Origin of the sequence: Chitinibacter tainanensis DSM 15459 (assembly GCF_000429785.1) — a bacterium.
Lineage (GTDB): Bacteria > Pseudomonadota > Gammaproteobacteria > Burkholderiales > Chitinibacteraceae > Chitinibacter > Chitinibacter tainanensis.
This window is the reverse complement of sequence record NZ_AUCN01000020.1, coordinates 76,695-103,278: the sequence shown is the minus strand read 5'-3', so window position 1 is coordinate 103,278 and position 26,584 is coordinate 76,695. Positions and strand designations below refer to the sequence as shown.

30 protein-coding genes are annotated in these 26,584 nt (G+C 54.3%); 27 read left to right on the top strand and 3 right to left on the bottom strand.

The window, feature by feature from the left end:
• The 11 genes from G482_RS17980 to G482_RS0109065 all read left to right on the top strand — a co-directional run.
• Nucleotides 1-1,344: cobaltochelatase CobT-related protein (locus G482_RS17980; RefSeq protein ID WP_028449779.1), on the top strand; the 1,344-nt coding region annotated here is incomplete at its 5' end.
• A gap of 107 nt (nt 1,345-1,451) precedes the next feature.
• Nucleotides 1,452-2,720, top strand: coding sequence for an AAA family ATPase (locus G482_RS0109110; protein ID WP_034619344.1), 1,269 nt, complete (start codon nt 1,452-1,454; stop codon nt 2,718-2,720).
• 25 nt (nt 2,721-2,745) lie between these two features.
• Nucleotides 2,746-3,348 (top strand): hypothetical protein, encoded by a 603-nt coding sequence (locus G482_RS0109105; protein ID WP_028449777.1) that lies wholly within the window; start codon nt 2,746-2,748, stop codon nt 3,346-3,348.
• Nucleotides 3,345-5,711 (top strand): DNA polymerase III subunit alpha, encoded by a 2,367-nt coding sequence (gene dnaE, locus G482_RS0109100; protein ID WP_028449776.1) that lies wholly within the window; start codon nt 3,345-3,347, stop codon nt 5,709-5,711. Before G482_RS0109105 ends, dnaE begins: the two co-directional genes overlap by 4 nt.
• 114 nt (nt 5,712-5,825) lie before the next feature.
• Nucleotides 5,826-5,996: a hypothetical protein gene (locus G482_RS20315; protein WP_156905382.1), complete on the top strand. Its 171-nt coding sequence runs from the start codon at nt 5,826-5,828 to the stop codon at nt 5,994-5,996.
• Nucleotides 5,997-5,998: 2 nt separating this feature from the next.
• Complete coding sequence (locus G482_RS0109090) at nt 5,999-7,234, top strand: uracil-DNA glycosylase family protein (protein ID WP_034619342.1); 1,236 nt, start codon at nt 5,999-6,001, stop codon at nt 7,232-7,234.
• An 8-nt stretch (nt 7,235-7,242) separates the two neighbouring features.
• Entirely contained in the window at nt 7,243-7,821 is a 579-nt protein-coding gene (locus tag G482_RS0109085; RefSeq protein ID WP_028449774.1) for a hypothetical protein, read from the top strand.
• Nucleotides 7,822-7,904: 83 nt separating this feature from the next.
• The gene (locus G482_RS0109080) at nt 7,905-8,858 is read left to right on the top strand and encodes a T4-gp32 family ssDNA-binding protein (RefSeq protein ID WP_028449773.1); all 954 of its coding nucleotides are present in this window, start codon (nt 7,905-7,907) and stop codon (nt 8,856-8,858) included.
• 67 nt (nt 8,859-8,925) lie between these two features.
• Nucleotides 8,926-9,840, top strand: coding sequence for a 5'-3' exonuclease (locus G482_RS17975; RefSeq protein WP_051258878.1), 915 nt, complete (start codon nt 8,926-8,928; stop codon nt 9,838-9,840).
• A 10-nt stretch (nt 9,841-9,850) separates the two neighbouring features.
• Nucleotides 9,851-10,846: a P-loop NTPase family protein gene (locus tag G482_RS0109070; RefSeq protein WP_028449772.1), complete on the top strand. Its 996-nt coding sequence runs from the start codon at nt 9,851-9,853 to the stop codon at nt 10,844-10,846.
• Between the two features lie 128 nt (nt 10,847-10,974).
• Nucleotides 10,975-11,487 carry a hypothetical protein gene (locus tag G482_RS0109065; RefSeq protein ID WP_028449771.1) on the top strand — a complete coding sequence of 171 codons (513 nt, stop codon included), beginning with the start codon at nt 10,975-10,977 and terminating at the stop codon, nt 11,485-11,487.
• Here G482_RS0109065 and G482_RS0109060 read toward each other — a convergent pair.
• Complete coding sequence (locus tag G482_RS0109060; protein WP_028449770.1) at nt 11,480-12,154, bottom strand: GNAT family N-acetyltransferase; 675 nt, start codon at nt 12,152-12,154, stop codon at nt 11,480-11,482. The genes G482_RS0109065 and G482_RS0109060 overlap by 8 nt on opposite strands.
• A 535-nt stretch (nt 12,155-12,689) precedes the next feature.
• Here G482_RS0109060 and G482_RS0109055 point away from each other — a divergent pair.
• From G482_RS0109055 to G482_RS0108985, 14 genes are all read left to right on the top strand, one after another.
• The gene (locus G482_RS0109055; RefSeq protein WP_156905381.1) at nt 12,690-13,073 is read left to right on the top strand and encodes a hypothetical protein; all 384 of its coding nucleotides are present in this window, start codon (nt 12,690-12,692) and stop codon (nt 13,071-13,073) included.
• Nucleotides 13,070-13,504, top strand: a complete 435-nt coding sequence (locus G482_RS0109050; protein ID WP_028449768.1) for a hypothetical protein — start codon at nt 13,070-13,072, stop codon at nt 13,502-13,504. The genes G482_RS0109055 and G482_RS0109050 overlap by 4 nt, the downstream gene beginning before the upstream one ends.
• Nucleotides 13,505-13,564: 60 nt before the next feature.
• Nucleotides 13,565-14,053 carry a lysozyme gene (locus tag G482_RS0109045; protein WP_028449767.1) on the top strand — a complete coding sequence of 163 codons (489 nt, stop codon included), beginning with the start codon at nt 13,565-13,567 and terminating at the stop codon, nt 14,051-14,053.
• 34 nt (nt 14,054-14,087) lie between these two features.
• A complete protein-coding gene (locus G482_RS0109040) occupies nt 14,088-14,390 on the top strand; it encodes a hypothetical protein (protein ID WP_028449766.1) in 303 nt (100 codons plus the stop codon).
• Nucleotides 14,391-14,485: 95 nt separating this feature from the next.
• Nucleotides 14,486-15,097: a MazG nucleotide pyrophosphohydrolase domain-containing protein gene (locus tag G482_RS19575; RefSeq protein ID WP_051258877.1), complete on the top strand. Its 612-nt coding sequence runs from the start codon at nt 14,486-14,488 to the stop codon at nt 15,095-15,097.
• On the top strand, nt 15,075-15,242 hold the full coding sequence (locus tag G482_RS20310; RefSeq protein WP_156905380.1) for a hypothetical protein: 168 nt from the start codon (nt 15,075-15,077) through the stop codon (nt 15,240-15,242). The genes G482_RS19575 and G482_RS20310 overlap by 23 nt, the downstream gene beginning before the upstream one ends.
• Before the next feature lie 86 nt (nt 15,243-15,328).
• Nucleotides 15,329-15,748, top strand: coding sequence for a cell wall hydrolase (locus tag G482_RS0109020; RefSeq protein WP_028449765.1), 420 nt, complete (start codon nt 15,329-15,331; stop codon nt 15,746-15,748).
• A 2-nt stretch (nt 15,749-15,750) separates the two neighbouring features.
• Nucleotides 15,751-16,815, top strand: a complete 1,065-nt coding sequence (locus G482_RS17965; RefSeq protein ID WP_051258875.1) for a metallophosphoesterase — start codon at nt 15,751-15,753, stop codon at nt 16,813-16,815.
• The gene (locus G482_RS0109010) at nt 16,812-18,851 is read left to right on the top strand and encodes an AAA family ATPase (RefSeq protein WP_028449764.1); all 2,040 of its coding nucleotides are present in this window, start codon (nt 16,812-16,814) and stop codon (nt 18,849-18,851) included. The genes G482_RS17965 and G482_RS0109010 overlap by 4 nt, the downstream gene beginning before the upstream one ends.
• 3 nt (nt 18,852-18,854) lie before the next feature.
• A complete protein-coding gene (locus tag G482_RS0109005; RefSeq protein WP_028449763.1) occupies nt 18,855-19,367 on the top strand; it encodes a hypothetical protein in 513 nt (170 codons plus the stop codon).
• The gene (locus tag G482_RS0109000) at nt 19,367-20,014 is read left to right on the top strand and encodes a hypothetical protein (RefSeq protein ID WP_028449762.1); all 648 of its coding nucleotides are present in this window, start codon (nt 19,367-19,369) and stop codon (nt 20,012-20,014) included. Before G482_RS0109005 ends, G482_RS0109000 begins: the two co-directional genes overlap by 1 nt.
• 388 nt (nt 20,015-20,402) lie before the next feature.
• Nucleotides 20,403-20,987: a RuvC family protein gene (locus G482_RS17960; protein ID WP_051258874.1), complete on the top strand. Its 585-nt coding sequence runs from the start codon at nt 20,403-20,405 to the stop codon at nt 20,985-20,987.
• A 38-nt stretch (nt 20,988-21,025) separates the two neighbouring features.
• Nucleotides 21,026-23,350, top strand: a complete 2,325-nt coding sequence (locus G482_RS0108990; RefSeq protein WP_028449761.1) for a ribonucleoside-diphosphate reductase subunit alpha — start codon at nt 21,026-21,028, stop codon at nt 23,348-23,350.
• A 132-nt stretch (nt 23,351-23,482) separates the two neighbouring features.
• Nucleotides 23,483-23,707: a hypothetical protein gene (locus tag G482_RS0108985; RefSeq protein ID WP_156905379.1), complete on the top strand. Its 225-nt coding sequence runs from the start codon at nt 23,483-23,485 to the stop codon at nt 23,705-23,707.
• Between the two features lie 27 nt (nt 23,708-23,734).
• On the opposite strand, the gene G482_RS0108980 is transcribed toward G482_RS0108985, so the two are convergent.
• Together G482_RS0108980 and G482_RS19570 are read right to left on the bottom strand one after the other, a co-directional pair.
• Nucleotides 23,735-24,169 (bottom strand): RES family NAD+ phosphorylase, encoded by a 435-nt coding sequence (locus tag G482_RS0108980; protein WP_028449759.1) that lies wholly within the window; start codon nt 24,167-24,169, stop codon nt 23,735-23,737.
• Nucleotides 24,166-24,954, bottom strand: a complete 789-nt coding sequence (locus tag G482_RS19570) for an Xre family toxin-antitoxin system antitoxin (protein WP_169721064.1) — start codon at nt 24,952-24,954, stop codon at nt 24,166-24,168. Before G482_RS19570 ends, G482_RS0108980 begins: the two co-directional genes overlap by 4 nt.
• Nucleotides 24,955-25,111: 157 nt before the next feature.
• Between G482_RS19570 and G482_RS0108970 the strand changes: the two genes are divergently transcribed.
• Both G482_RS0108970 and G482_RS17955 read left to right on the top strand, forming a co-directional pair.
• Nucleotides 25,112-26,122 carry a ribonucleotide-diphosphate reductase subunit beta gene (locus tag G482_RS0108970; RefSeq protein WP_034619340.1) on the top strand — a complete coding sequence of 337 codons (1,011 nt, stop codon included), beginning with the start codon at nt 25,112-25,114 and terminating at the stop codon, nt 26,120-26,122.
• Between the two features lie 53 nt (nt 26,123-26,175).
• Entirely contained in the window at nt 26,176-26,514 is a 339-nt protein-coding gene (locus tag G482_RS17955; RefSeq protein ID WP_051258872.1) for a thioredoxin family protein, read from the top strand.
• Nucleotides 26,515-26,584 lie beyond the last annotated feature (70 nt).

Here is a 26,584-nt window from a genome sequence, read left to right as displayed (position 1 = left end):
GAGTCCGAACCCGAGTCCGAACCCGAGTCCGAACCCGAGTCCGAAGAACAGCCTTCCGAACCGGAGTCTGAGGTTGAACCAGAGGCGGAACCGGAACCTGAGAGCGAAGAACCGCATCCGGAGGAGCCAGAATCATCGGAGGGAGATCTTGAGCCCGAATCGCCAGAAGAGCCTGAGCCAAACGAGTCCGCGCCAGAATCAGGAGAGGGCGATTTCACAGGCTCAGAAGAACCGGCTCCAGAACCGAGCGAGGCGCCAGAAGAGTCCGAAGATGAAAACGCGACTGTGCCGACACCGACAGAGACCGAAGAAGAGGAAGATCGTTCTTCAAAGGTCGGTCTGCCCCGCGATCTGGACATGAGCAAAGAGGAAATTCCCGAGTTCGACGAGTCAATGGCTAATCTGATCGGCTCGATGGCGCTAGATGAAATCAAAGATTCGCCGTACCAGGTGTTTAGTACGGAGTATGACCGCATTGAGCCCGTCCGCATCAGTAGTCGTGCGGCAGAGTCGGCCGAAAATGAAATTCATGGCATGGAAGAGCAGATCAGGCACATGGCCGGTCAAATGCAAAAGCGTCTTGAACGGGCAGTGTCGGCGCGCGATCAGGTGTTTTGGTATGGAGGACAGAAGAAAGGGCGCATTCATGGCGCAGCACTCCATCGTCTGAAAACCGGTGATACGCGGGTATTCCGCGAGAAGGTGCAGGCTACAGCGCGCTCTGTGGCTGTGCAGCTCATGGTTGATATGTCGGGCTCAATGAGTGGCTCCAAAGTCTTGCTGGCAATGCAGGCCGCGTGGGCATTGGCTGAGACGCTTGATCGCCTTCGGATTCCGAATGAGGTTATCGGCTTTACAACGAGCGAACTGCCTAAAGAGTTGGTTGAAGGCTGGGATGCGGAGCCAAATAAAGATTACTTCGACCGGATTGAGCCGATCAACATGCCAATCTTCAAGACCTTTGATGAGCGCTTCAACCGTGAGCACAAGATCAACATGATCGCGGCGGCCAGTCATGACATTCCGCTGCTCAATAACATCGATGGGGAATCGGTCATGATTGGCGCGCGACGTTTGGTGCGGCAAAAAGCGACCCGACACATCTTGATCGTGCTGTCTGACGGGGCGCCAGCATTTCATATCCCTTCTTGCAAGTATGCGGTGGCGAATGCGCATCTGGCATCTAAGGTGCAGGAAATCGAAAAATTCGTGGAAGTGATCGGCATCGGCATCATGAGTAATGCCGTGCAGCGGTTCTACAACCGAAGCGTGGTTGTGAACAAGCTGGAAGAGCTGCCCGAGCGCGTCGTGAGCGAGCTGTCCCAGCTGCTACTGAAAGACTAAATGCTTCGAGGGGTTAGCGATCGACCCCTCGACTTTCCCTGCTCCAATCTCTTATCATTCGCAAAAGTCAGTTATGACTTACTATCAATCACGCACAAGGAACCGCTATGTCTGACAAAATCACCTGCCGCGTATGCGGCGCAGAAGTTCACTCTATCCGTTTGCACCTGCGCGAAATTGCAAAAGCTGGCGATCAAACTGCAATGGATGCTCACAAGATCGTCGGTGGCGATACTGTCGCGGCAGAAGCAGCGTATACCTCTGCCTATCCGGACGCGCCAACGCTGTCCGAAATGGCAAAAGAAGCGCTTGCTCGTCGTGCTGCTCCAGCTGCGGCCTCGACCGAATCATCAAAACCCGCTGCAGCGCCACTCAGCGTTGAAATGGCAGGTGCAGCGGTCGAAAAGAGCTCAGCGAAAGTCTTGCCATTTGGTCGGGAGACTACCGCGAATCTGCATGAGTTGTTTGAGTTGGGGCGTGTAAAGGCCGCAATGAATGGACGGGGCGAACCTATCAAGGTGACTGTGCAGGCTCGCCAGGCCGAATATGAAGAGCACATCCCTTTCATTGACCACGACTACGTGTACTCAATTGACCTGCTGAAAACGGTGCTCTTCGCGCTGGAAAACAACAAGCGCATTTACTTGTGGGGCCACTCGGGCGTCGGCAAGTCATCCCTATACGAGCAAGTCTGCGCTCGCACCAATCGCCCCTACATTCGCGTGCAGCACGCTGGCGATACCGAGTCTGCTGCGATTGTCGGTCAGCTGCTCGCTAACGAAAGCGGAACCTACTTTGAGCCAGGCCTCTTGCCGTTGGCGATGAAGCACGGTTGGGTTTACTGCGCCGACGAGTATGACTTTGCGCAGTCCGACATTATCGCCACGTACCAGGCAGTGCTCGAGGGCAAACCTCTGATCATCAAGGAAGCGCCTGAGACTTCCGGTTGGCGTGTTGTTCGCCCTCATCCAAATTTCCGCTTTGTTGCTACTGGCAACACCAACGGCTCTGGCGATGAGTCTGGTCTGTATGCCGGCACGAAGATTCAGAACGCAGCCAGTATGGAGCGCTTTGCTATCGTCGAAAATGTGCCGTATATGGAGAAGCAGGCCGAAGTTGCGCTGGTGGTGTCACGCATCGGCGTAACCAAAGAAGATGCAACCAAGATCGTGGATTTCGCCAACGATATTCGTGACTCATACACGAAGGGCAAAATTGGCGCCCCAATCTCAACGCGGGTAGTTCAAGAGCTTGCCGACATTGGCAAAAAGCGCGGTTCATTCATGCTTGCTGCGCGTCAGACGTACATCAACCGCTTGGGTGGCGTTGATTCTGAGGTTGCAACTGCTGTTGCTCAGCGCTATTTCGGTGAGTAAGTAAGTCATAGGTGAGCTAGTAATAATGAAGCCAGGTTGTTTTGGTTCGATTGTCACCTATGACCCGCAGGGTGCTCGCTGTCAAAGCTGCGCTCTGCGGGCTGAATGCGCCGGCATTGCATTAGAGGTGGGTAGCAAGATTGTGCTCGAAGGTGCGCCTGTCCAAGCGTTGATTGATCGAGCCAACAAGTCGCATCGCAGAGAGGGTTTTGCGCCAATGCGGCCTGAGTCATCTGGAGAGCTGGGCGCGGTGCATGTGCCGGAAATTCGTGCGGCCGGACAGATGCCGCTTCGTTTTGACTACAAGCTCACCATTGAGGAAGAGCGCTTGATTAGCTCATTACCGGTCAAGGCTCAGCGTGAAGCTCGAGCCATCCTGCGACGCGGTATTGACGTAATAGGTGACTTGTCACAGTCAAAAAACCCTTTTGAGGGTGAAGGTCCGAAATTTATGCGTATCGCCTGCGCATTACTGATCGGCAATGGCGGCTTCCGCCAGGCCGAACTCAATCAGGCACTCATTCAGCAGGGCATGACAGAAAACTCGGCGAAATCGAGTGCAAGTATTGCCTGTGCCTTGCTGCGTTTCTTCGGTATCAAACAAAAAAATGGGATTTATCTGCGATGAAAGTTGCTCTTGGTGTGCGTAGTGACTTCACGATTGGCGGCTCACTGCTATCAGTAAAGAAAGCGGTGGCGCAGGCGGTCGAGAAGGGACTGACGGCCATTGCCATTACGGACAAGATGACCGTCTCAGGAATGCCGGCGCTGATGACTGCAGCGAAGGACGCCGGCATCAAGCCAATCATCGGCGTGACAGTTGAGGTCGTGCTGTGTGACCCGACCGAGAAATCTGCAGAGGTGAAGCGTCCGCGCTCATTCACTTTGCGGTTGTTGGTACGTAACGAAAGCGGGCTCAAGGCGATCTTCAAGCTGCTGAGCCTCGCTAACTCGGAAAGCCACTTCTACTACTTCCCGCGCCTCAGTTTCGACGAGGTGCTGGAGCATATCGCGTCTGCACCGGATGGTCTGGTCGTGATGACTGGTGATCTGCTGGGCGCGCTCTACAAAGTCGATCAAGCGACAGCTTATGAGCGTCTGGACAAACTGCGGGCTGCGCAGCCCCACGCGCTCTTTATTGAGCTTCCTGTCGTCAATAATCCGCTGTTTGCGCGCATTGGCCGCGATGTGCTCGGATATGCCCACGCAACGGGTATACCGGTCGTAGCGACGCGCCCTGCGCTGCTAGCAGACCCGTCACAAAGTAACTCCCTCGATGTGTACGCGGCTGTGTGCAGCAACAACAAGATGAAGGATGGCTGGCGGATTGCGCCTTCGCAGATCTCCGGCAACCTGAGCATCCTCAGTCCTGCGGAGTTCGCCGCGGAATGCAAAGCCTTTGGCGAGACCTATCTCAAGCTGTTCGATGAGGCGCTTGATATGGAGCGGCTCAAGGGTGCAATCAGGAACATGGCGGTTGTCGAGAGTATGTGTGATTACACCTGGTCAAAATGGCCAGTGTCATTACCCAAACTCGTCGAGAAGGAAGAGTTGGCGCTGGTTGAGCTATGTAAGCGCGCCTTTGTCGAGCGTCTGGTTGAGGGCTCCTCCTTCGGCTACAAGCCGAGCAAGGCAGATCTCCCGCATTACATGGAGCGGCTCAAATACGAGCTTGGCGTGCTGTCCAAGCTGGGCTTCTGCGGCTACTTCCTGCTGGCGCGCTACATCACCCGCTGGGCGAAACAAAACGGCGTCGCTGTCGGGCCAGGTCGGGGTTCCGTGGGTGGTTCTCTGGTCGCTTTCCTGCTCGGTATCACGGATGTTGACCCTATCCGGCACGGTCTGATTTTCGAGCGCTTCATCAATCCAGAACGTCTGGACTTGCCTGACGCGGACTTGGATTTTCAGGCCACTCGCCGCGAGCTCGTCATCAACCACATTACCGAGAAATTCGGTGCTGATTACGTGGCGGGCATCTCCAACTTCACGACGCTGGCCGGCGCCTCTGCAATCCGTGATGTGGGTCGCGTGTTCGAGGTACCAAATGGCGATCTGGAATGCACGAAGCTCTACCCGAAAGAGCATGGCATGGTCGCCCCGATGGCAGAAGCCGCTGAGCAAGTCGGGGCAATTAAGACCTATTCCGAGCGCTATCCGGAGCTCTGGCAGCATTCCCTGGCGCTGGAAGATCACAACCGGTCGCTGGGTCGTCACGCTGCAGGCATTGTGATTGCCGGCGTACCGATCAACGAGCGCGCGGTCGTGGAAATGCGCTCTGGCCAACCGACAACGAATTGGGACAAGCGCACCGTCGAGGACATGGGCTTGGTGAAGATGGATATTCTCGGGCTGACCACGCTCGATCTGACTTCGCTGGTTCTGGACTACATCAAGGAGCGGCACGGCAAAACGCCCGATCTGCTCGATCTGCCCCTCGATGACACGATCACGCTGGAGGGCTTCGGGCAAGGCAAGACCATCGGCGTGTTCCAGTTCGAGTCGGGCGGCATGATGAAGCTGCTCAAAGATCTGGCGAGCTACGAGGCGCTGACCTTCGAGGATATTGCGGCAGCGACGGCGCTTTATCGTCCTGGCCCGCTGGATTCCGGTCTGCTCGATCAGTTTGTCGCCCGCAAGCAAGGGTTGGAGCCGGTCAGCTATCCGCACCCGCTCTGCGAGGACGCGCTCAAGGATACCTATGGCGTCATCGTGTACCAAGAGGAAGTCATGCAGGTCGCCCGAGATCTGTGCGGCTTCACGATGGCGGGCGCAGACGGGCTCCGCAAGGCCATAGGTAAGAAGGATATGGACAAGATGGCCAAGATTGGCGCGTCATTCATTTCCGGCGCTGAACTCGGTCAGATTGAAGTCACGCTCGATGACGGCAGGACGCTCACAGTCCATCGTGCAACGCGGTACAAGGCGGTGGATAGCGATGAACTGCTGACTGTCGAGGAAGCGATTGCGCGCGGGGTTGAGCTCGCCCTGTAACTGGACGCCCTGCGGGCGTTTGGTCTTGCTCTTGAAAGTAAGTCAGCGCATACTAACGCCCCGCAGCGACCCGAGTATTCCAAGTGAGAATCAGGAAAACAAAGGAAACGCACGATGAACACGGACACCTTTACCAACAAACTGAACCGCCGCAGCGAAGCTGTCATTCAGGAAGAAGCCCGATTGGCTAATCAGCTGCAGCGCGAGAATCCAACAATGACCCGCACCGAAGCACTCAAGATTGCCAAAGAGACGCTCGAACGCGAGGGCTGGTGGAGTAACTGACTATGGCCAAGATCGTATCAAGCCGCGTACTCGAAAACGGCATGAGCAAAGCGGACGCAGAGGCTCTCTGGAGTCAGATTATGGCCTTCGGCGCCTATGGTTTTAACAAAAGTCATGCCGTTGCCTACTCGCTGATCAGCTATCAGTCCATGTGGCTGAAAGTGAACTATCCGGCTGAGTTCTACGCTGCCTGTCTGTCTGTTCTGGACGAGGACAAGCTGCCTGGTCTGGTGCGTGACGCTGAGAACGCCGGTCTGCTGCTGGTTCCGCCCGATGTGAACCTCTCCAGCGCTGACCGCTTCGAGATCGGCTATGACGTGGCGCGCAGCAAAGTCACGCTGGTTATGCCCTTCAATCGCGTGAAGGGTATCTCGACCACCACTGCAGAGCTGATCGTGCAGGCGCGCAATTCGGCAAAGGTCGAAGAGTTCGACAAGAAGGGCAATCTGGTATGCGAGGCGTTGCCTGCTGGCCCATTCACCTCGAAAGAGAACTTCGAGGCGCGCGTGAACAAGTCGAAGGTCAACGTCAAAGTGCGCGACTGCCTTGATCGTGTCGGCGCCTTTGCCGGCATCGAACCCTCACAGCTTCCAGCACTTCACAACGAGCGCCTGAAAGATCAGATCGAGCTGTTGCCTGGCCTGATCTCCGGCGTGGTGAAGGCTGATCGCAACATCGAAGCCGGCAAGTTCGTGAAGGAAAAGCTGATGATCACTCTGCGCGACGCCAAGCAATGCACCGCCTGCTCACTGGCGGGCGGTGTGCATCCGTCGCCCCGCATCGGTCGGCAGCCGAAGTTCATGGCAGTGATCGACGCGCCAAGCTTCCGTGACGAGCGCAATGGCAAGGTGCTGACCGACTCGATGGAGGATGTAACCCGCACCGCGCTGGGCGTGAACTATCTGACCTTCGATAACGGGTATTGGACTGCGCTGGTGAAGTCGCCCAAGCCGAAGGACGAGAAGTTCCTTGCCGACGCACAGATCGCCGCCTGCTCGCAGTACATCGAGCGGGAGATCGAGATTCTGGCGCCGCCAGTGATCGTCACGCTGGGCTCTGCCGCGACCCGCTACTTCCTGCCGGATGCGCGCAAGCCCGAGCCTGGTACCGCCATTTTCTCGGCCAAGTACAACGCCACGATCATCGTCGGCATTTCGCCTGGTCAAGTGCTGTTCGATGACAGCAAGCAAGCCACGCTCAATGAAGTATTCCGCCGTGTGGCGGAAGCTGTGAACTAGGAAGAGCCATGTCTGAACCCAAATCACTCGAAACCGTCCTGCGCGAAAAGCTCACCGAGCTGATCGGCAAGGTCAAGGAAATGGAGGCGCGAGCCGTCATTGACGAGGTGCGGCTGAACGATGTGATCACATCACACACCGCCGACACCATTTACTTCTTCTCATTAGCGAGGGATGGCGACCAGATCGCCCGAGCCGCAAAGCACAACCTCGAACTGGTCGAAGCGCGCGCTTACCGCGAAATCCGCGCCGGCATCATCGCTCGGGGCGAGAAGCCGACCGACAAGCGCATCGAATCAGAAGTGAGCCTCGATGCGAAGGTCATCTTGGCGCGCAAGCTCTTCAATGACGCGGAAACGGCCGCGGAAATGATCAAGTCGTCTGCCTTTACCTTCCAAGGACGACGAAGCCTTCTGGATGTTCTGGCTCGCCAGAAGATCACGGAAATGCAGAGAAACCTAGCGTTTACCGGTGGCGCGGGTGGGTCTGCAAGCGCGTATTCCGCAGCGATGGCTGCTGCCCAGGTGCGGGAAGATGCGCAGCGGGAAATCGACGGGGATACGTTTTTGCCCGCACAAAATAAGTAACAGGTGACTTATAATTTAAACGTGAGCAATCACACTTTTAAACCTTTGCGCATAGCGCACTTTTTAAATCGGAGAATCTGAAAATGGCATCACTTCTGGAAAAACTGCAACAACGCAAACAACAAGCCGACGCGAGCAAGCGCGACAAAACCGCAAAGCTGGCCGATGGCAAACACAAGTATCGCATCTTGCCTACTTGGCGTCCTGATTCGACTGACGTGAACTTCCACGATTTTGGTATGCACTACGTTAAGCACGCTGGCCAAACCGGTGCTTATCTGTGCCGTGCCAAGACTTACGGCGAGCACTGCGAGGTCTGCGAGGCAATCGCAGCTGGCCTATTTGCAGCTGCGGGCAATGAAGATACCAAAAAGCTGCTGGAGGAAGCTCGTTCCAGTGGTCGCGTCCTGATGAACATGATTCAGGTGGACGCACCGGAAAGTGAGCGTCGTCCGAAGCTGTTTGAGCTGCCGAAGGGTCTCTTCGAGAACGACATTCTGCCGACCATGATTACCTACATTGAGAACGGGCTCGACCTGGCCTCTCTGGATAAAGGCTTCGAGATTGAGATCGAGAAGTCGGGTACCGGCAAGAATACCGAGTATCGCGCTGTGGTGATTCCGGTACCTGCCAAACCCCTGCCGGCTGAGTTGATGCAGAAGGTCGTCAATATCGACGAATGGGTGAAGCTGGAAGGCGCCAACGATCAAGGCCGCAGCAAATCGATGATGCTGCTGTCGCAGATCACTGGCGGCGCAACAGGCGGCATTGCTCGCTTGGGTGGCACTAGCAACGCGGGTCTGCTGGCGCACAACGATGCGCTCGATGCTGAGCAAGACGCAGAGCTGGCAGCGCTTGAGGCGGCGTTTCAAGACGGCGGTACGAAAGAGATTGAAGCGACTCCACCCGCACCCGCTGCGGTAGAGACCGCACCAGCGGCAACTCCGACTCCAGCTGTAACGGCTACCGCAGCTCCAGCTGCAACTGCCATTCCTTCTGATGAGGATGTGGATGCCCTGCTTGCTGCTTTGGGTTAAGTAAGTAAGTCATAGGTGACATAGTGCCGGCCAAGCGCCGGCACTTTTCTCTCAAGAGGATTTTCCCATGATGAAAAGCATGATGTTTATTGATGGCAATAACCTTGCCCGCGCATCACATCACGCCGGTACGCCATTAAGTGTCGGGGGCTTTCCGACGCAGGCAATTTATCACTTCCTGCAGATGCTCTCGACGGCGGTAAGTCGCTTTCCGCACTCGAAGCCAATGATTCTGTGGGACGGCCGTGCGCAATGGCGCTACGACGAATACCCGCTTTACAAGGCGAACCGCGACAAGGACTCGACCCCCGAGAAGGAGAAGGACGAGGCTGACTTCAAGCTCCAGCTGCCGCGCATCCAAGAGGTTGTTCAGCACTTGGGCGTCTACCAGATCAAGCCGCTGCATGGCGAGGCCGACGACCTGGCCGGACTGCTCACCGAGAGCGCTGTTGCGCGCGGTATGCACGTTCAGTTGGTCAGTGCCGACAAGGACTGGCTGCAGCTGGTTGGCGAACAGGTCGAATGGTTCGACCCAATCCGTGACCGTCACTGCAACCTGACCAACTTCCTCGACTTCACCGGTTACGAGTCACCCGCCGCGTTCCTGCAGGGTAAGGCACTGGTCGGCGATACCTCCGACAACATCGAGGGCATCGAAGGCATTGGTGCCGGTACCGCCTCGAAGCTGCTTGCTGAATACGGCTCGGTCGATGCGCTGCTGTCTGCACTGGATGCCGGCGAGATCAAGAAGCCTGGCAAGCGTCTGCAGGCACTCATGGATAACCGCGCCGACTACTTCCGCAACCTCAAGCTGATGGATTTGCGCAAGTACCCGCGCGAGCTGCTTGCCGAGCGCGTTACAACGCAGGGCGCATACGACTACGACCAGTTTGCGCGCTTCTGCCAAGACCACCTCTTCATGTCCATTCTTTCCAAGCTGGCTGAGTACACCCAGCCATTTGCCCGCCTGAGCGCGGTCTAAGGAGTTCACCATGCCTCTCGATCTCAAAGCACTGGAAGGCGCTCTCAAGGGCGTCTCAAAAAACCAAGATCAGCTGGAAATCCGGCGCTATCTGGACACCGGCTTCAAGCCGCTGAACTTCATCATGTCCGGCGACTATCACAATGGCGGCGTTCCAGAAGGCCAGATCGTCGAAATCTTTGGCCCGAGCTCATGCGGCAAGACCACAATTGCAACCGCAGTCATGAAGGCCGCGCAGCAGAATGACGGCTTGGCAATGTTCATGGACCATGAGCGCAGCTTCAACCTCAATCACGCCCGTTCGCTCGGGGTAAACACAGATTCGCCGCTGCTGACCTATCTGCAGCCGGAAACGTGGGAGTCCTCGCACGATGAGGCGTTCGAGATTGCGGACAAGATGCGCTCAATTGTGGGCTTCGAGCCACCGATCGTACTGGTGTTCGATTCAATTGCAGCTATGATGCCGCAGTCGAAGATGGACAAGAAGCTGACCGAGTACACGATGAACGACTACACGGCGCAGGCGCGAGCAATCTCACAGACCATGCAATCCATCGAAAAGACGGTGGCTAAGCTCAAGCTGACCGTCCTGTACCTTAATCAAATTAGATTGAAGCCAGGTGTTCTCTACGGCGATGCTTCTACCACGCCAGGCGGTCAAGCGATGGAGTTCTACGCGACAGTACGGCTCTCGATCTCTCGCACGAAGCTGGTAGATAAAGCGACCAAGACTTTCCTTGGGCAGACGATCAGTGCCAAGACCGTGAAAAACAGGGTGACTCGTCCGTTCCAGACCGTCGATTGGGATTTGAAGTTCGCAGACAATGGCCTCGCCTACTTCGACACCATCGGCTCCACGCTGGAACACCTCAAGTCGCTGGGCAAGCTGGAAATCAGTGCCGACAAGAAGCGCATCAACTGGCAAGGCAAGATGCTGACCTTCAACCAGGCGATCAAGACCATCGAGGAAGAAAAGCAGGAAGAACTGCTCTTCGCCATGCTCTAAGCCTAACCAAGAACCCCGCCCTGCGCGGGGTTTTCTGTTGCTCTGTCTTTCTATCTATCTATCTTTCTTGCTATCCAAAGCAAGGGGCGCTAGGATTCCAGCAAAACAAGAACAGGAACCCGAACCTCATGACTTTGGACACCAACTATCGGTACGTCCGGCTCACTCCTGCCGGCTACATCACGACTTCCAAGCAAGCGGACAAGTCACTTTGCGCGCACTGCGGCAATCAGCTGGCGTGCGAGCGTGCCGTGCTTGCTCCGTACTCCAGCGCACAGCGCATCACGGAATGTAGCGACTTCCTGCCTGTCATTGCCTTCCAGTCAGATGCCGGTATGACGGCGCGCTTTAATACGATTCGAGTGGGGAAAGCCTGGGCGGAACGTGTGAAGATCGGTACTCGGGTTGGTCTGGTCAGCACAAAGACCGGTCAGATCTTCGGGTATGGCGAGGTGGATGCGGTCTATGCCGGCGAGCTGCAGGATGTGTGTGACAACTTTGGCGCTGACAATCACACCCTGCTCGGCAAGGAAGTAGACGAGCCAGGCAAGGCGATCTGGCGCGTCCTGCGGAACTGCTACGGCAACCTGGCGATGCAGAACAAATACGCCACGGCCATCTACATGAAGCGGGTCAGCTAGTCTTGTCCGTCGCTTCGTCGAGCGCCTCTTCGGCATCGGCGATTTCATCGACAACGGTGGCATTCAGCGCGATCACGTCTGCTCTCGAAAGGAACATGCGGTGCTTGGTGTTCTTGTTGTTGAATGCCGAGAAGCCGAATTTGCCATAAAAACTCATGGCTTTGGCGTCGAGATAGTCCAGAGCAATGCCGGTCAATGGCGTCACTTGTGCGACCTCTTCAAAATGCTGGAAGAGGTCTTGCATCATCTCACTACCATAGCCGAAACCTTGCACATCCGAGCGAACGGCAAGCCTGCTAAGCATGAGCGCCGGCACTCCGTAAGTCGGCACTTGAACGTCGAAGTGATCGGTTGCGCCGGGGCATACGGTGCTACGGCTATCCATCACGTTGAGCGTAGTGACGTTGCAGGTATAGTAGCCGTGAACTTCTTGCGTTTTACCGTTGTAGACGACGGTGACTTTGGTATAGCCTGCAGTGTGCTCTGCGAGTGCCTGACCGGAGGTTAGGTAGTTTTGCAGATCGGCAAAGCGAATCTGCTCGTCGCCGCTCGCGTCTGCGGGCGCAGAAACAACGAAGCCCGAACAATCATGTTCAGGCTTCAATGGGCCGATCTCGTCGGCATCAAAGTTTGGTTCTTCACTAACCGACTTTTTTGATTCTTCCATTTATTTTGCCGCGACTATTGATCTTACGAACCATGAATGTAGCGATCTCCCTAACTCTATCTTGGGAGAGACGCTCGTGATTTGGCCCGATCAAACGATCAAAGTCCTCTCGGGAGACGAGGAACATTCTATCAGAAGCGCAAGAACGATTCACACCGGCGTACATAAACTGCCGAGGTATTTTTTTCAGGGTTGTGATGGCCATAATTAGTCACCTCATAAGCATGAACGGATGGGTAGTCCTGTGTCGAGCGAGCATAGAGGCGTAAAAGTAACAGTGGGGGGCGCTTATGTAGCGTATATGTATCATCTTGAGCCATTTACGGGACTTTCGCAAGAGCAAGTGATTTTTACCGAGTGGTGTCTACAAAACGACGCAAATTTTCCAGCCATGTCCGTTTTGTTTTTGTAATCAAGTTTCTACCGTTTCACACCTTATTTCCTTCAATAAAATATGTTCTGTCAGCAAATACAAACAGAGGCTTGTTTAATAGTCAGCGCTGACATATTATTTGCGCCCTTGCAGGAGGTATGTGTGGAGAAAATTGAAGTCGTGCGCAAGGGAAGGAAGCAATTAGGAGCCTTCTATCTCATAGGAGAGAACCTGGCTTTCATTTCCTACAAGAAAACCGCGCACATTTACACCAATGGTCTGAGCTCGATCAGTGAAGCACTGCGGTCCGGCGACGCCATGTGGGGCTTCGATCAGGACCTCATCTACAAGGCAGAACGGAAAGGCGCGACGCTACTTGGCGTCTGGGACAAGACCGAGAATGAACTGCACCTCACTCAGCTCGCAAAGGCGCTTGACCCCTCGATTTATCGTCGAGCAAAACACGCCGGCTATCAGTTGCAACGGATGCTGCCGGTCTCCGAGTTCCGCCGCGCCAGGCTCAAGGTTAAATTGGTGAAATCATGAAACACGCCCTATCACTCATCAAACGAATGGAGAACCTAAGAACGCTCTCCCGAGCAGAGGTCGTCAATCGCGTCATCAAGGGACGCATTGCTCTCGAATGCCTGAGTACCGGTACAGGGAACGCAACGATGCTTGGTCAGCTCTACGCCACCCTTTGCATTGGAATGCGCCTGGCTGAGCTTCGGGAAGGAAAAGTGCCTCCGGCATTAAAGAAAGCTTACGATGAAGCAGTCCGGCTCATGGATATGACTGTTGCTATGGAGCGCGTCGTGACCATCACCGAAACCACCGTGTTCAACGTCCATCGCGGACTGGTTCTTGCGGAAGAGGCCTTCACAAAGGCGAGTCCGCTCCAGATCGAGCAGGTGACGACTAACATCATGATCGAGCGAGCAAAGCAGAAGGCGGAACGTCCCAAAAAAGCCGCATAGCTGATATTATTCCCCTGTTAAAGTAAGTCATCAGTGACTATAGATAAGCAGGAGGATTTAATGGCAAGCACTGCGATGAGAACCGGTCAGCGCGGCCGAGCGATCATTAAGAAATTTGAGCAATCCGATCAGGTGGCCTTAAAGCCTTATAAGTGTCCGGCCGGATACTGGACGATAGGCTGGGGCCACAAGATTGAAGCTGGCGACGAGTGGATGATGAAAGGGATAACCGCCGCTCAAGCCGAAGAAATCTTCGACAAGGACTTGTTGAGAATTGAGAAGGCGGTACTCAAGCTGGTTCGCGTTCCTCTGAATCAGAACCAGTTCGACGCCATCGTATCCTTCACCTTCAATGTGGGTCCGGATATTGATCAGGACAACATCGCGGAAGGATTGGGCGATAGCACCCTGCTCCGTCACCTCAATTCCGGTAACTACTACAAGGCCGCGGAGGAGTTTAACAAGTGGGTTTTTGCAATGGGTAAGCGTCAGCCTGGACTGGTGCGCCGTCGTACCGCCGAGCGTCAGCTATTTTTATTGCCCGTTTAAGTAAGTAAGTGGTGAATTAGCAAAGGAGAGAACCATGAAATCACATTTAGTCGAAATTGGCCGTTTACTGCTGATCTCAGTGGTACTGATTCTGTTCAGCATTTTGCCGGCGCTGGCCACGACCATCGCCCTCTATGTACTGGTCTCGGCACTCGGTACCGGTCTACACCTCACCTTCCTCAATGATTGGCTGAAAACAGAATGGGCCAGCGCAGTCCTGCTGATTGGCGCCGTTGTCATCGTGGAGATCTGGCAGGCGATCGATCGCGCCACCGATGACATTCATCCTTTTGAGCGCATTGCTACCGAGATCAAGCTGATCAAGGCGCGTTTCTAAATGTGCGCCCTCTTCAAAGTTATGGGCGGGCTGGGGCTCGCCCTCTTCTTCTCCCTTGATTGGGACTTCTTACTCAACCAACTTAGGAGCCTCACATGAATAGCTTCATTACCGATGCGGTACGTACCGAATCTCGACTGGAGGGCTTGCCCGCCACCAATGAGGAGCTGCTGATTGCCGCACTAACCTTGTTCTCTGCCGGCGCTGAGCTGCTCGACGCCATCAAGAAGAACATCTACTACGGTAAGCCGGTGAAATCGGGCGATTTAGCCATCAAGCTGAACGATGCCTGGGGCCATCTGATGTATGCGGAGAAAGTCATCGATGGAGAAGAGCACGGCATTGATCGTGAGGGTCAGATTGAGCGCAAAGCGAAGATCAACATCGACCCGCGTGTGTTCCACGCCATGATCGGGATTGCAACGGAGGCCGGAGAGCTGGCCGATGCAGTGCTTGGCGTTGTTGAGCGCAAGCAGTCCCTTGATGTGGTGAATGTGGCCGAAGAGATCGGCGACATTGATTGGTACAAGGCCATCTTCCACGATGCCACCGGCCTGAGTGAAGAGCAAATTCGCACTACCGTAATTAACAAGCTCAAACAGCGCTATCCAGACCGGTTTACCAGTGAAGCCGCCATCGAGCGGAATCTCCAAGCTGAGCGCGCCACTCTGGAGGCAGGTATCCATGAAACTGCAAAGCAAGCTTGAGCGCCAATATGGCCGTTTGCCGAGTACGGCTTGGGTCGGTCTATGGATTGGCTTTTACACCTACCTGATGGTGGATGTTTTCAGCTGGCTCTATGAGCAGCACTTTGCGCCCAGCGCGCTACGCCTGATTTTCGGCATTTCTTAACCGTCTGGTAGCCCTTCCGGAGTCAGTAACACCCCTGTCATTGAGCGTGATACTGACTCCGTTATTAACTCAGGACTGACTGACTAATGATCATCGCAAAAACCTTAGCCATGTGTCTTGCGCTGAACGTCTACAACGAGGCGCGCAGCGAGCCGTTTGCAGGCCAGCTGGCAGTTGCCCAAGTTACCCTCAATCGGGCGCGCGACAACGGCACTTCTGTATGCCAAGAAGTGAAGCGCCCCAATCAGTTTTCGTGGACGACAGGGGTAATCAAGCACGCTTCCGGCGATGCCTTCTTCGCCCCAATCCCCCGAGAAAAAGAAGCTTGGATGACCGCGAAACTCGTTGCTTCATTAGCTCCGTACATGCTGGACGTGACGGGTGGAGCTCGCTTCTACCACGCAACGTATGTCAGCCCTGAATGGCGCCACGCATTCAGACCCACCGCCCGCATTGGGCGACATATCTTCTACGCACAAACCGAAACCCGTAACAAGGAGAGCTAATTGTGAGTTTCAAGCCATTTGGCATCGGCTCTGACATGCACATGCACAACTGGTCGGCATTCTCGTCGGTCAACGAGCATGGCATCAACAGCCGACTGCACAATCAAATCGAAGAATTTCACCGTCTTTGCACGGAGCTGCGCGAGATTGGTGGCAATCGCGTCTATGTGACCGGCGATGTGTTCCACGTTCGCGGCCAGATTGCTCCATCGGTACTTAATCCGGTACGTGATGCGGTCGAGCACGAGACAGCTGGCAACGGCATGGAAATCGTCATCCTGCCTGGCAATCATGATCTGGAGTTCAAGACAGCCATCCGGCTCGGGTCTGCAGTCGAAGCGCTGCGTATGCCTGGCGTGATCATCGCCAGCGAGTCAGGCTTCTATGACTTTGGCGACCATAAGTGCGTCATGATTCCCTGGTTTGAGTCGGTTGCAGAGCTGAAAGAAAAGCTCATCGAGCTGGCTGACAAGCACGCTGCACCAGACTGCGATCTGTTCATTCACGCGCCTATCGACGGCGTAATCAAAGGGCTACCCGATCACGGCGTCACCCCTGAATTCCTTGCCGAGCTTGGCTTCCGGTACGTGTTCTCGGGCCACTACCACCATCACAAACGCTTCGAGGGGAATGTGATCTCGGTGGGCGCGCTGACGCATCACAGCTGGAGCGACGTAGGCTCATCGGCCGGCTTTCTGCTGGTCTCCGATAGCGGTGTTACCTACCGCGCAAGCAACGCCCCTTCATTCATGGATTTGGACGTATCCCTATCCGAAGAGGAAGTCCCACTGGTGGTCGATGGCAACTATGTCCGCGTGAAAGCCGAGTTCGAGAACGACGCCGAAGTGCAGGAAATCCGGCGTTTTCTGATGGATTCCGGTGCCGCTGGCGTTGTCGTGCATCCGATCAAGAAGTCCGCCGCAGTCTCGCGCACTGGAGCGACCGTCAAAACTGGCGCCACGCTTGAAGCGACCATTGGCGACTACGTGACCAAGACTGTGAAACCTGATCTGCAGGAGGCGGTACAGCGTCTTGCAGCTGACATGCTGGTGGAGACCGCAAAATGAAATTCGGCAAACTGTTCCTGCAAAACTTCATGACGCTGGGTGAGGCAGAAATCTCGCTAGCTGATCGCGGACTGCTGCTAGTACAGGGCGAAAACCGCGACGATTCCTCGACCGATTCCAACGGCGCCGGCAAATCCTCGCTGCTCGAAGGCTTGTCATGGGTCGTGTATGGCACGACTGCGAAGGGCGTGACCGGTGATGATGTGATCAACAACCGCGCCAAGAAGGAATGCTTCGGCTCTGTTCACTTTTCCGAGCCAGGTGGTGAGATCTACCGTGTGCGCCGCTATCGCAAGTCGAAAGAGCACAAAAACGCCCTGTATTTCGAGCAAGTGCAGGCGGACGGGGTAACAGTCATCCTTGACCTAACGCGCGGCACAGAGCGCGAAACTCAGGCTGAAATCGAGCGTGTTTTGGGCTGCCCGTATGAGGTGTTCAAGTCCGCGGTGTACTCCGGACAGGAAGCGATGCCAGATCTGCCTAGCATGACGGACAAGCAGCTCAAACTGCTGGTTGAGGAAGCTGCCGGCATTACTCGTCTGGAAGAAGCCTACAAGCGCGCGAGCGGCTGCGTGCAAGATCGGAAAGAGGCGCTTTCTGCGCTGCAGGTGCGTCAGTCCAAGCTGGGCATCGAGCTCGACGGCTGCAAGCAGCTAGAGGGCGAACTGGAAGAGCAAAGCAAGCTGTGGCTGGACAACAGCGCTGCGACAATCAAACGGCTGGAAGAGCGAGAGAAAGAGCTATCCGGCGAAGTGGATGCGCTTAAAGCGAAGGACGCGCATGGGAGCTTGGCCAAACTCAATGGCGAGATCGAGCGAGTCAATAAGGCTATCGAGGATGCGAGCCGCCCGGGCGCCGCACTGGTGAAAGCGGAAACGGAGCTCGCCGAGCTGCGCAAGATCAATCCGAGCGCGGCAGACCAGCCGGAAATCGACCGTCTGAATCGGCAGATTGCAATTAAACAGGCCGATATGGACCGCAAGGTGAGTGAGGCTAAGTCACTCAAGAGCCGCTATGACAATGCGGAAGCGGAGTTGGCCAAGCCTTGCACGGAATGCGGCAAGCCCCACACGCCGGAAGAGCTGGAAACGCTCAAGTCGCATCTGCTGGAAAAGACCAAAGCCACTGCAGGCGAGGCGACGACCATCAAGAACGAGTTGGCCGTACTGACGACCGATTTGAATGCAGCCAAGCAGCGACAGGCTGATGCGATTGCTGCGCACGAATCGAAGCGCGCAGCGCTAGAGGCGACCATTGCGGCCGAGAAAGCGGCTGTTGTGAAGCCGACCGAGCTGCTGGAGCGTCTTGGCAAGCTCAATGCTGGGGTCACGACCTTGCGCACGTTGATCAATGACCTGGCTAACAAAGAAGCTGAGCTCAAGCGACTGCAAGCCGAGCTCGACCGAGAGCGTCACGCCGCCAATCCAGTTGTTCCGCGTATGGCTGCTGCCGAAGAGCGACGCGGGGAGCTCGAAGAGACAATCGCCATTGTGATTGCCGAGATCGAGAAAGCGACCGTCGAGTTGGAAGTGGCGGAAGAAGTGAAGCGTGTTTATTCGCCGGCTGGCGTGCGGGCGCACATTCTGGACACGGTTACGCCCTATCTGAACGACCGTACTTCGCACTACTTGGGCGGCTTGTCTGACGGCAACATCACGGCGCAATGGAGCACGCTCTCGACTACCAGCAAGGGCGAGCTGCGCGAGAAATTCACAATCCACGTCACCAATGAGAAGGGTGCGGCCAACTTCGCCGGTCTGTCGGGCGGCGAGAAGCGGAAGGTGCGACTGGCGTGCGCAATGGCGCTGCAAGACCTGGTTGCCAGCCGTGCGACCAAGCCGGTCGATCTCTTCATTGCCGATGAGGTCGATCACGCGCTGGACACCTCCGGTCTTGAGCGTTTGATGGTTCTGCTGGAAGAGAAAGCACGCGAGCGCGGCTCAGTCATCGTGATTAGCCATAACGATCTGAACGCATGGGTTGATCAGCACGTTACCGTCGTCAAAGAAGGCGGCATTAGTCGAGTGGAGGTCTAAATCATGGCTGGACTTGCTGACGTTGCCAGCCTGAATCGTCAGGTTGAAATCGCACTCAACGGCATCATCAGCGAAAGAACGAGCGGCGCCGAGCGGCTCGTTCTAAGTCCCATCGCACCAGGCGAAACGATCTATTCGGTTGGCGGCATCCAATCAAGGGTTGCAAAGCCTGACAGCGAGTGGGAGGTGCTCAGCGTTGAGGCGGTCAATTCAGGCCGTGATCTGCATTTTCATGTGGCTATGCGCGACGAGAAGGGTAATTTCGTCCGCAATACCGCCACTGATGAGCTGGAGCTTGGCCGCATTGTGGTCAACTTCGGACGATGGATTGTGACCGGTCGCCCCAAAGATCAATTCGGAAGCGCTAGGACGCTGGAAGAGTTGATCGCTTGGGTGATCAGTTCCGTCGTTACCCCTCAAGCTGCGCGCGCTCAGCTGGAAGCATTAAGGAAGGAAAAAGAAGCGAAAGCCGCGCTTCAAGCAGAGCGTAACGATCTAGGGTATGGGAGTTGGTGATGTTTAAGTTTATGAAAAGACCTAAAGAGGCGCCAAAAATTGGCTCATCGGAATTTACCAAGCTGGTAAACGACAGCTTGATTCTCCGGATGACAACCTATGGCTTGAAGCCGGAAGAGTTCAAGCTCGACTGTTACGACGATGTGCCTAATGAGTCATCTGTTTTTAGGATTGTGGCGGACATAGAGGGTCATCAATTGTGCCTAAGACTGTCCCTAAGCTATGCGGATTCGATGCTTATATCAGAGCCAATTACGCCGGAGAGTGTGGCTGAGAAAATCATGGACAAGTTCAGAGGCGCATTGATCGAAAAAGAATATGACCCTAGCAATTTGATCAACAGAGTGATTGATAAGGTCAACAGCTACTTGGTCACGAGTGGCTCCACTGCTCGCTTGATCAATGCGGATACGAAAATTGGCCAATTTGGCTCTTGCACAAATACCTTCAACTTTGTGATTCCGGAGCTCGACGCCGACAAGACTTATGCCGTGACTTCCGAGCTTAGCCTTGTTCGGCTCGATCAGGGTGAGTATTGGATTGTTGCTGACGCAATTGATCAAGAATGCCAGAAGTTACTTGAAAGTTTTCGCCAAAAGGCAGTGCTCAAAGAGCAACGTTTTGAGGCAGGATACGGCTCTTGGTAGCTACCGTTCGTCGGCTTTTGGTCATACGTTTGATTTAACTTGAGGCCACTTTCTTAGGGATTGAATTTATGACTTTGGCAACCATATTACATCCCCTGCTGGCCTCAAATAGTGATTGTTGCTGACCCGTAACAATGACATAACAATATGAAATGAAAGAGAAATCTCTTTTATTTTCAATCAAAAGCCAGCTTAGAGAACATCAGCTGGCAGTTAAACTGGAGGTTAAAAATGAATGAAGTGAAGCGTCACCTGACCGGCCCGCCTGCTCTTTGTTGTTTACTTTTACTATTGACTTCAAATCTTTGCCTGCATAAGTAAGTCATCAATGACATAATATTTGCCAGGCAGGTTTGCTTACATTTGATTGTTACAGAATAATATCGCCATGTTTCATCACCAGTTAAGCATCGTTGGAATCGATGCAGCTTTTCGCAATGTAGGATTGAGTCATGCCAGTTACGACCTAAGTAACGGGCAACTTACATTACATGATCTACGCTTGATTGAAACCGAGCGTGATAACAGCAAAAAGGTGCGCCGTAATAGCGATGATTTGCGGTGCGCTCGGGAGATTGTGCAGGGTGTGCGTCAGTACATTCAACACACCCAAGCGTCAATGCTGATCGCAGAAGTGCCAACCGGAGGGCAAAGCGCGTCTGCTGCCAAGTCATTCGGGATTGTGGTCGGCATTCTGGCCGGACTAGATTTGCCTCTAATCGAAGTGAAAGAGGAAGAGGTCAAAATGGTCACGGTTGGAAAACGAAACGCAACGAAAAAGGAGATCATCGATTGGGCCGTTGATCGGTACCCTTCGCTTCCCTGGCTCACGCGGAAGTACAAGGGGCAGATCGAATTGCTCGGCAAAAACGAGCATTTGGCCGATTCGGTGGGGGTTATTAACGCAGGTGTTATAACCGAACAGTTCAAGAGCGCAACGGCGATGGCTACCTCTTTTTTTAATAAAAAGTAGGTAAGTCACACGTTATTTAATAAGAAAGGCTGTTATTTATGCTGAAAAACGTACAAAAACGCTCCGGTTCTCAAGTTCAATTTAATAGCGACAAACTACTTAATGCCCTTGTTATTGCCGGAAAGGGGCTTGATGTTGACGCTAAGCTGGTTCTTGATGCAGTAATTCCGCAACTGTATGAGGGCATTAGCACACACGAAATCCAAGAGGCGGCGATTCGGACGGCCGCTGGCTTTATTGCGTTGGATAAACAGGACTACCGTTTCTTTGCTGCGCGTCTGATGTATCAGCGCATCATCAAGGAAGTGACCGGTGGTGATGTTGAATACCCTTCATTGGAAAGCTATATCGCCAAAGGCGTAAAGATTGGCCGACTCAATCCAGTGTTGGATTCTGGCCTATTCAATTTCAAGCAGCTCAATGATGCCATCGACCCAAGCCGTGACTTGTTGTTCGATTATCAAGGCATCAGTGCGGTTGCTGATCGCTACCTGATTCGTCTTGACCCCGTAGGTAAAGAGCGCAAGGGCAAGATCATCGAAATGCCGCAGCATTTCTTTATGCGTGTTGCGATGGGCCTGGCAATCAATGAGCCGCACCCGACTCTGCGCGCCATCGAATTTTACAATGTGCTCTCGACCTTCGACTTCATGAGCAGCACCCCTACCCTGTTCAACGCCGGCACGCCGCGCAGCCAATTGTCGAGCTGTTATCTGAACACGGTAGCCGATACGCTGACTTCGGACGACCCGATCAATGCGCGCCATGCCTCTATTTACGGCACGATTGAAGAGTGCGCCATGCTGTCGAAGTGGGCCGGTGGTATCGGTACTGACTGGACTCGCGTTCGTGGTGAAGGTGCGTTGATCAAGGGTACACAAGGCAAATCGGCCGGCACCATTCCTTATCTCAAAGTGTTCAACGATACTGCGGTAGCGGTTAATCAGGGCGGCAAGCGCAATGGCGCATTCGCTGCATACATGGAGCCCTGGCATCCGGACTTCCCTGCCTTCTGCGAGCTCAAGAAAAACACTGGTGACGAGCGCCGCCGCGCGCACGACATTTTCCCTGCCAGCTGGATTCCGGACGAGTTCATGAAGCGCGTCAAGGCGAAGGCTGAGTGGTTCTTCATCGACCCGAGCGTGGCACCAGAGCTGCACGATCTGTATGGCGAGGCGTTCAGCAAGCGCTACAACGAAATCGTCGAAAATGAGCCTGAGAAGATTCACAGCCAAATGCCGGCACGCAAGCTGTGGCGCAAAATGCTGACCATGCTGTTCGAGACCGGTCATCCTTGGGTGAACTTCAAAGACGCTTGCAATCTGCGCAGCCCGCAAGATCACGTTGGCGTGGTGCATAACTCCAACCTCTGCACCGAGATCACGCTGAACACCAGCGATGACGAAACGGCAGTCTGCAACCTGGGCTCGGTAAACCTGTCGCGCCACTTGATCGAAGTGGAAGAGAACGGCGAGAAGTACATCACGCTGGACTCAGCCAAGCTCAAGCGCACGGTATCAACGGCAATGCGTATGCTCGACAACGTGATCGACATTAACTTCTACCCATCTGAGCGAGCGCGCGCATCCAATCTGCGTCATCGCCCTGTTGGTTTAGGCATCATGGGCTATACCGAGTGGCTGGCCGCTGCCGGCTACGAATGGGATAGCCGCGAGCATTTAGAGGCCGCTGACCGCATGATGGAATGGGTCAGCTATTGCGCAATCATCGCCTCATGCGAGCTGGCGCAGGAGCGCGGTGCGTATCCTAGCTTTGCCGGCTCGAAGTGGTCGAAGGGCATTCTACCGATCGACACTGTGATCAATAAGGATGCAGTAGCCGCACTGCATGATGGCGAGTGGTCTACGTGCGATTGGGAAGGTGTTCGTGAACTGGTGATGACCTTCGGTATGCGCAACTCTAACTGCATGGCCATTGCGCCAACGGCAACGATCAGCAATATCGTCGGTACCACGCCTTGCATCGAGCCGGTTTATCAGCGCGAATACACCGCATCCAACTTGGGCGGCGACTATCGCGTGATTGACCCGACTCTGCGCTACGGCCGCAAGATCATCAAGACTGCGTTTGAAATTGCGCAGACCTGGCTGATCAAGGCGGCTGCAGTCCGCGGCAAGTGGATTGACCAGTCGCAGTCCCTCAACATTTTCGTTGACAAGGACGGCGGCATCGATGGCCCAACACTGTCCGGCTGGTACGAACTGGCTTGGGAGTTGGGCTGCAAGACCACCTACTACTTGCGCACTCCATCTAGCGAAGTGAAGGCAAAGGCCGAATCGCCAGCGCCCGAGCTTGGCAAAATGTGCGCAGTGGATAATCCAGACTGCGAATCCTGCCAGTAAGGCCTTGCAGAGCAGAAAAACAGCCCATTTTGGGCTGTTTTTTTTCTGCGGCAATAAATAACTATGACGAGCTTGAAGCATCGGTTTGCTTCTCTGCTCTATCCACAAGGCACAATACAGGAGGATTCCAATATGCCAGTTCAAATTATCATCAACGCAACATCAGATACGCCATTTAAGGTCACAGGCTTGCCATCGGGCGCCACACACATCAAACCGCTCATTGTCTTTCCAGAAGGCAAGTCGGACAATCCAGCGATAGGCTACTACATCGCGGGAAGGGCTAAAGGTGCAGTAGCGTACAGGCTTAATGGCGAGCACCGAGAGGCGGTGGCGGAGGTCGTCTTTAGTCAGTAGTAAAAATAAACCCGGCGAAAGCCGGGTTTAAAATAGGCGCTTGTCCCAAGGGTAATCATCCACGTCCACAATCTCACACTTGGCCGCATCCGGATGCTTTGGATTGAGTAGGTAGTTCCATGTTTCAGGCGCGATAGCGCTAGGCACTCTCAGCAAGGCCGAGGACTGATCGGCCAGCCACTCCGTTCCAATCTGCTTGGTTACACCCTGATCGTCCCGCCAGTTTGTTGGCAGTGAGGAAACGTCGAGCGCTTGTACGGACGCATCGTTCGTTTCTACGGTACTTAGCTTGAAGGTATCCGGTACATCCGCCTCTATGTGAACCATCACCTCAAGCATACAGCCAGTCACAGACTCACCAAGATAAACAATCGGCTCGCCTTTGTGATGCCACCGAGCAGAAAAACGCCGGCCTCCCTCCCCTTGCAAATCGGCATAATTACTGATGCGATATAGCTTCATGCGAAGTACCCTGACTGAATTTGTCCAAGGTAATCCTCAACTACTTGAGCCGCTATTTCGTTTGACAGAAGATCGAGCGGCGTTTTGCCATCCAGCTTCTTCTTGGGGGCTCTTAACCATGCCAGCGCTTTTTCCTTATCGCCAAAGATCTCAAGAGCCGATGAGAAGGTGCGAACGTATCGCACCAATTTTGCCGACTCTTCACGGGTCAGCTGTTGATCAGATACAAGCCTGCGTTTCAGAGTGCGTGCAGGTATGACCACATCGAGCTCAGTCTGCGTAAATCCTACATCCAAAAGAGCCCTTATGGTTTTCGTGTCGAGCCCTTCTTCAATCATCTTGGCAAAAGCGATGCTCTGCTTGATGTCGCCTGCATGGTCTAATGAGATTGGGCGCCCCTTGTAGTACAAGAGTTCATCGTTTGAAGGACGTACCGGATGCGCTTTCTTTGGATGGTATATTTTCAGCTCGCCGTTTGAATCCAGCTCTACCGAAAAGCTTGTAGCATCAAAGGGAGAGGCATAGCTCAATTTATTTACAACTGAGCTGCGCTGACGACCATCGCCTCTTTTTCCAATAACCCTAGACATGTGCAATCTTTTTGGCGCTTTACTTGTCGAATCCTGCTGAGCAATATTTTGACCGCAAAGATCAGCCTGTGACAGATCGGCAATCACATTCACAACCAAAGTGTCGGACTGATTCCTGCTTGGCTGTAGAGAAAGCGCCCTGGCATTGCGCTCTTTGACCCTTCTACGAGACCAAAATAGCGATTTCACATTCATCAGAACCTCCATTTGCAAAATGCCAGTCTATTGTCGGCATTTTGCATCATACCAGCAATAAAATACTACCGGTGACACTCTACAGACGACAGACGCGCCATTAAGTTTCCGTTATCATTAGTCAGTCATCGATGACTAACGTAGAGGAAAACACAACATGCAACAAGCCATCATCGAATCAGTCAACAATCGCCGGCTCATCGGCGGCTCCCACGATCGTCTGATGTGCGTATCACCACTCAAGCACAAATGGGCTTGGGAGTTAATCGAAACAATGGAAAGCAATAACTGGACGGTCAAGGAGATGGCACTTGGCCGCGACGTTATGCAGTACAAGGGTGGTGATCTGACCACCGGTGAGCGTCACGCTTTCGACAGCGCACTAGCCTTCGTATCCAATCTCGACGGTATCCAGTTCCACAACCTAGCGGACAACATTGCGCCCTACATCACCAGTCCGGAAGTCCGCATGGCCATCAGCCGGCAGACTTGGGAAGAAGCGCTGCATGTGAAGGCCTACTCAACCATCATCGAAGCGATCACCGACGACCCGAGCAGCATTTACACCCTGTTCATGCGCGACGACATTCTCGCAGCCAAGAACGAGCACATTCTGGCGCAGTCCGCGATCTTGGGTAACGACTATAGCCCGCGCAATTTCGCGCTCGCAGTGGTCTCGAATATCGCGCTGGAGGGCATCTACTTCTACTCGGCCTTTGCCACCTTCTACGCGCTGGCGCGCAATTCCAAGATGCCTGGTACTGCCGAAGGAATTAAGCTCATACAGAGGGACGAGGAGTCGCATTTGGCGCTCTTCCTGTCGATGTTCCGGACACTGCGCGAAGAGAACCCCGAGATCTTTGATGCCGACTTCTGGCGCGACGCTCGCCAACTTCTGATCAACGCCGGCAATCTGGAAATCACCTGGGGCTGCCACATCGTCGAGAAGGGTGTAATGGGCCTGACGCCGGCCATCATTACCGACTTTGTGAAGTGGCTGGTTGATGACCGTGCGGTAATGCTTGGTATGGAGCCAATCTATATGGTGAGCAATCCGATTCCTTGGTTCTTGGATTACAGCTCCATCAACGGCAACCTGCGTAACTTCTTCGAGACCAAAGTGGTTTCGTATAAGAGCGGTGCGCTGGATTGGGGCGATGATGATTAAGGCTAGCTAAATAGCAAGATAGATAGATAGAAAGCGAGAAAGAAGGAAAACCCATGCAAATCAAGAATCAGGCGGACTTCGATCAGTTCGCAAAAACCGCTGGCGTTGCCGTACTCAAGGTTTCTGCCACCTTCTGCGGCCCCTGCAAGCAGTTCAAGCCGATCTTTGACCAAGTAGCGGCAGAGCTGGCGCGCGAAGATGGTTCGGTGCGTTTTGGCGAGGTTGAGGTAGATACCCTGCCCGAGCCAATCACTGAAATGGCCGGTGTGCGCAATGTGCCTGCGCTGATCATTTATGCCGACGGCCAAGAGACCGAACGCCGGACGGGCATCGTTGCGGCGCCTCAGTTGGGGCAGCTAGTACGTGACGCCATTTTCGACGCTATCGGCTAATCATTGGGCAATTTTGTGGGCATTGTGTTATTAAGTCACGGCTGACATAATGCCCACTGAATGCGCTTTA

Coding starts and splice junctions, on each gene's coding strand:
- G482_RS0109110 (WP_034619344.1), top strand. CDS start 1,452: ATGTCTGACAAAATCACCTGCCGCGTATGCGGCGCAGAAGTTCACTCT.
- G482_RS0109105 (WP_028449777.1), top strand. CDS start 2,746: ATGAAGCCAGGTTGTTTTGGTTCGATTGTCACCTATGACCCGCAGGGT.
- dnaE (WP_028449776.1), top strand. CDS start 3,345: ATGAAAGTTGCTCTTGGTGTGCGTAGTGACTTCACGATTGGCGGCTCA.
- G482_RS20315 (WP_156905382.1), top strand. CDS start 5,826: ATGAACACGGACACCTTTACCAACAAACTGAACCGCCGCAGCGAAGCT.
- G482_RS0109090 (WP_034619342.1), top strand. CDS start 5,999: ATGGCCAAGATCGTATCAAGCCGCGTACTCGAAAACGGCATGAGCAAA.
- G482_RS0109085 (WP_028449774.1), top strand. CDS start 7,243: ATGTCTGAACCCAAATCACTCGAAACCGTCCTGCGCGAAAAGCTCACC.
- G482_RS0109080 (WP_028449773.1), top strand. CDS start 7,905: ATGGCATCACTTCTGGAAAAACTGCAACAACGCAAACAACAAGCCGAC.
- G482_RS17975 (WP_051258878.1), top strand. CDS start 8,926: ATGATGAAAAGCATGATGTTTATTGATGGCAATAACCTTGCCCGCGCA.
- G482_RS0109070 (WP_028449772.1), top strand. CDS start 9,851: ATGCCTCTCGATCTCAAAGCACTGGAAGGCGCTCTCAAGGGCGTCTCA.
- G482_RS0109065 (WP_028449771.1), top strand. CDS start 10,975: ATGACTTTGGACACCAACTATCGGTACGTCCGGCTCACTCCTGCCGGC.
- G482_RS0109060 (WP_028449770.1), bottom strand. CDS start 12,154: ATGGAAGAATCAAAAAAGTCGGTTAGTGAAGAACCAAACTTTGATGCC.
- G482_RS0109050 (WP_028449768.1), top strand. CDS start 13,070: ATGAAACACGCCCTATCACTCATCAAACGAATGGAGAACCTAAGAACG.
- G482_RS0109045 (WP_028449767.1), top strand. CDS start 13,565: ATGGCAAGCACTGCGATGAGAACCGGTCAGCGCGGCCGAGCGATCATT.
- G482_RS0109040 (WP_028449766.1), top strand. CDS start 14,088: ATGAAATCACATTTAGTCGAAATTGGCCGTTTACTGCTGATCTCAGTG.
- G482_RS19575 (WP_051258877.1), top strand. CDS start 14,486: ATGAATAGCTTCATTACCGATGCGGTACGTACCGAATCTCGACTGGAG.
- G482_RS20310 (WP_156905380.1), top strand. CDS start 15,075: ATGAAACTGCAAAGCAAGCTTGAGCGCCAATATGGCCGTTTGCCGAGT.
- G482_RS0109020 (WP_028449765.1), top strand. CDS start 15,329: ATGATCATCGCAAAAACCTTAGCCATGTGTCTTGCGCTGAACGTCTAC.
- G482_RS0109010 (WP_028449764.1), top strand. CDS start 16,812: ATGAAATTCGGCAAACTGTTCCTGCAAAACTTCATGACGCTGGGTGAG.
- G482_RS0109005 (WP_028449763.1), top strand. CDS start 18,855: ATGGCTGGACTTGCTGACGTTGCCAGCCTGAATCGTCAGGTTGAAATC.
- G482_RS0109000 (WP_028449762.1), top strand. CDS start 19,367: ATGTTTAAGTTTATGAAAAGACCTAAAGAGGCGCCAAAAATTGGCTCA.
- G482_RS17960 (WP_051258874.1), top strand. CDS start 20,403: ATGTTTCATCACCAGTTAAGCATCGTTGGAATCGATGCAGCTTTTCGC.
- G482_RS0108990 (WP_028449761.1), top strand. CDS start 21,026: ATGCTGAAAAACGTACAAAAACGCTCCGGTTCTCAAGTTCAATTTAAT.
- G482_RS0108985 (WP_156905379.1), top strand. CDS start 23,483: ATGCCAGTTCAAATTATCATCAACGCAACATCAGATACGCCATTTAAG.
- G482_RS0108980 (WP_028449759.1), bottom strand. CDS start 24,169: ATGAAGCTATATCGCATCAGTAATTATGCCGATTTGCAAGGGGAGGGA.
- G482_RS19570 (WP_169721064.1), bottom strand. CDS start 24,954: ATGAATGTGAAATCGCTATTTTGGTCTCGTAGAAGGGTCAAAGAGCGC.
- G482_RS0108970 (WP_034619340.1), top strand. CDS start 25,112: ATGCAACAAGCCATCATCGAATCAGTCAACAATCGCCGGCTCATCGGC.
- G482_RS17955 (WP_051258872.1), top strand. CDS start 26,176: ATGCAAATCAAGAATCAGGCGGACTTCGATCAGTTCGCAAAAACCGCT.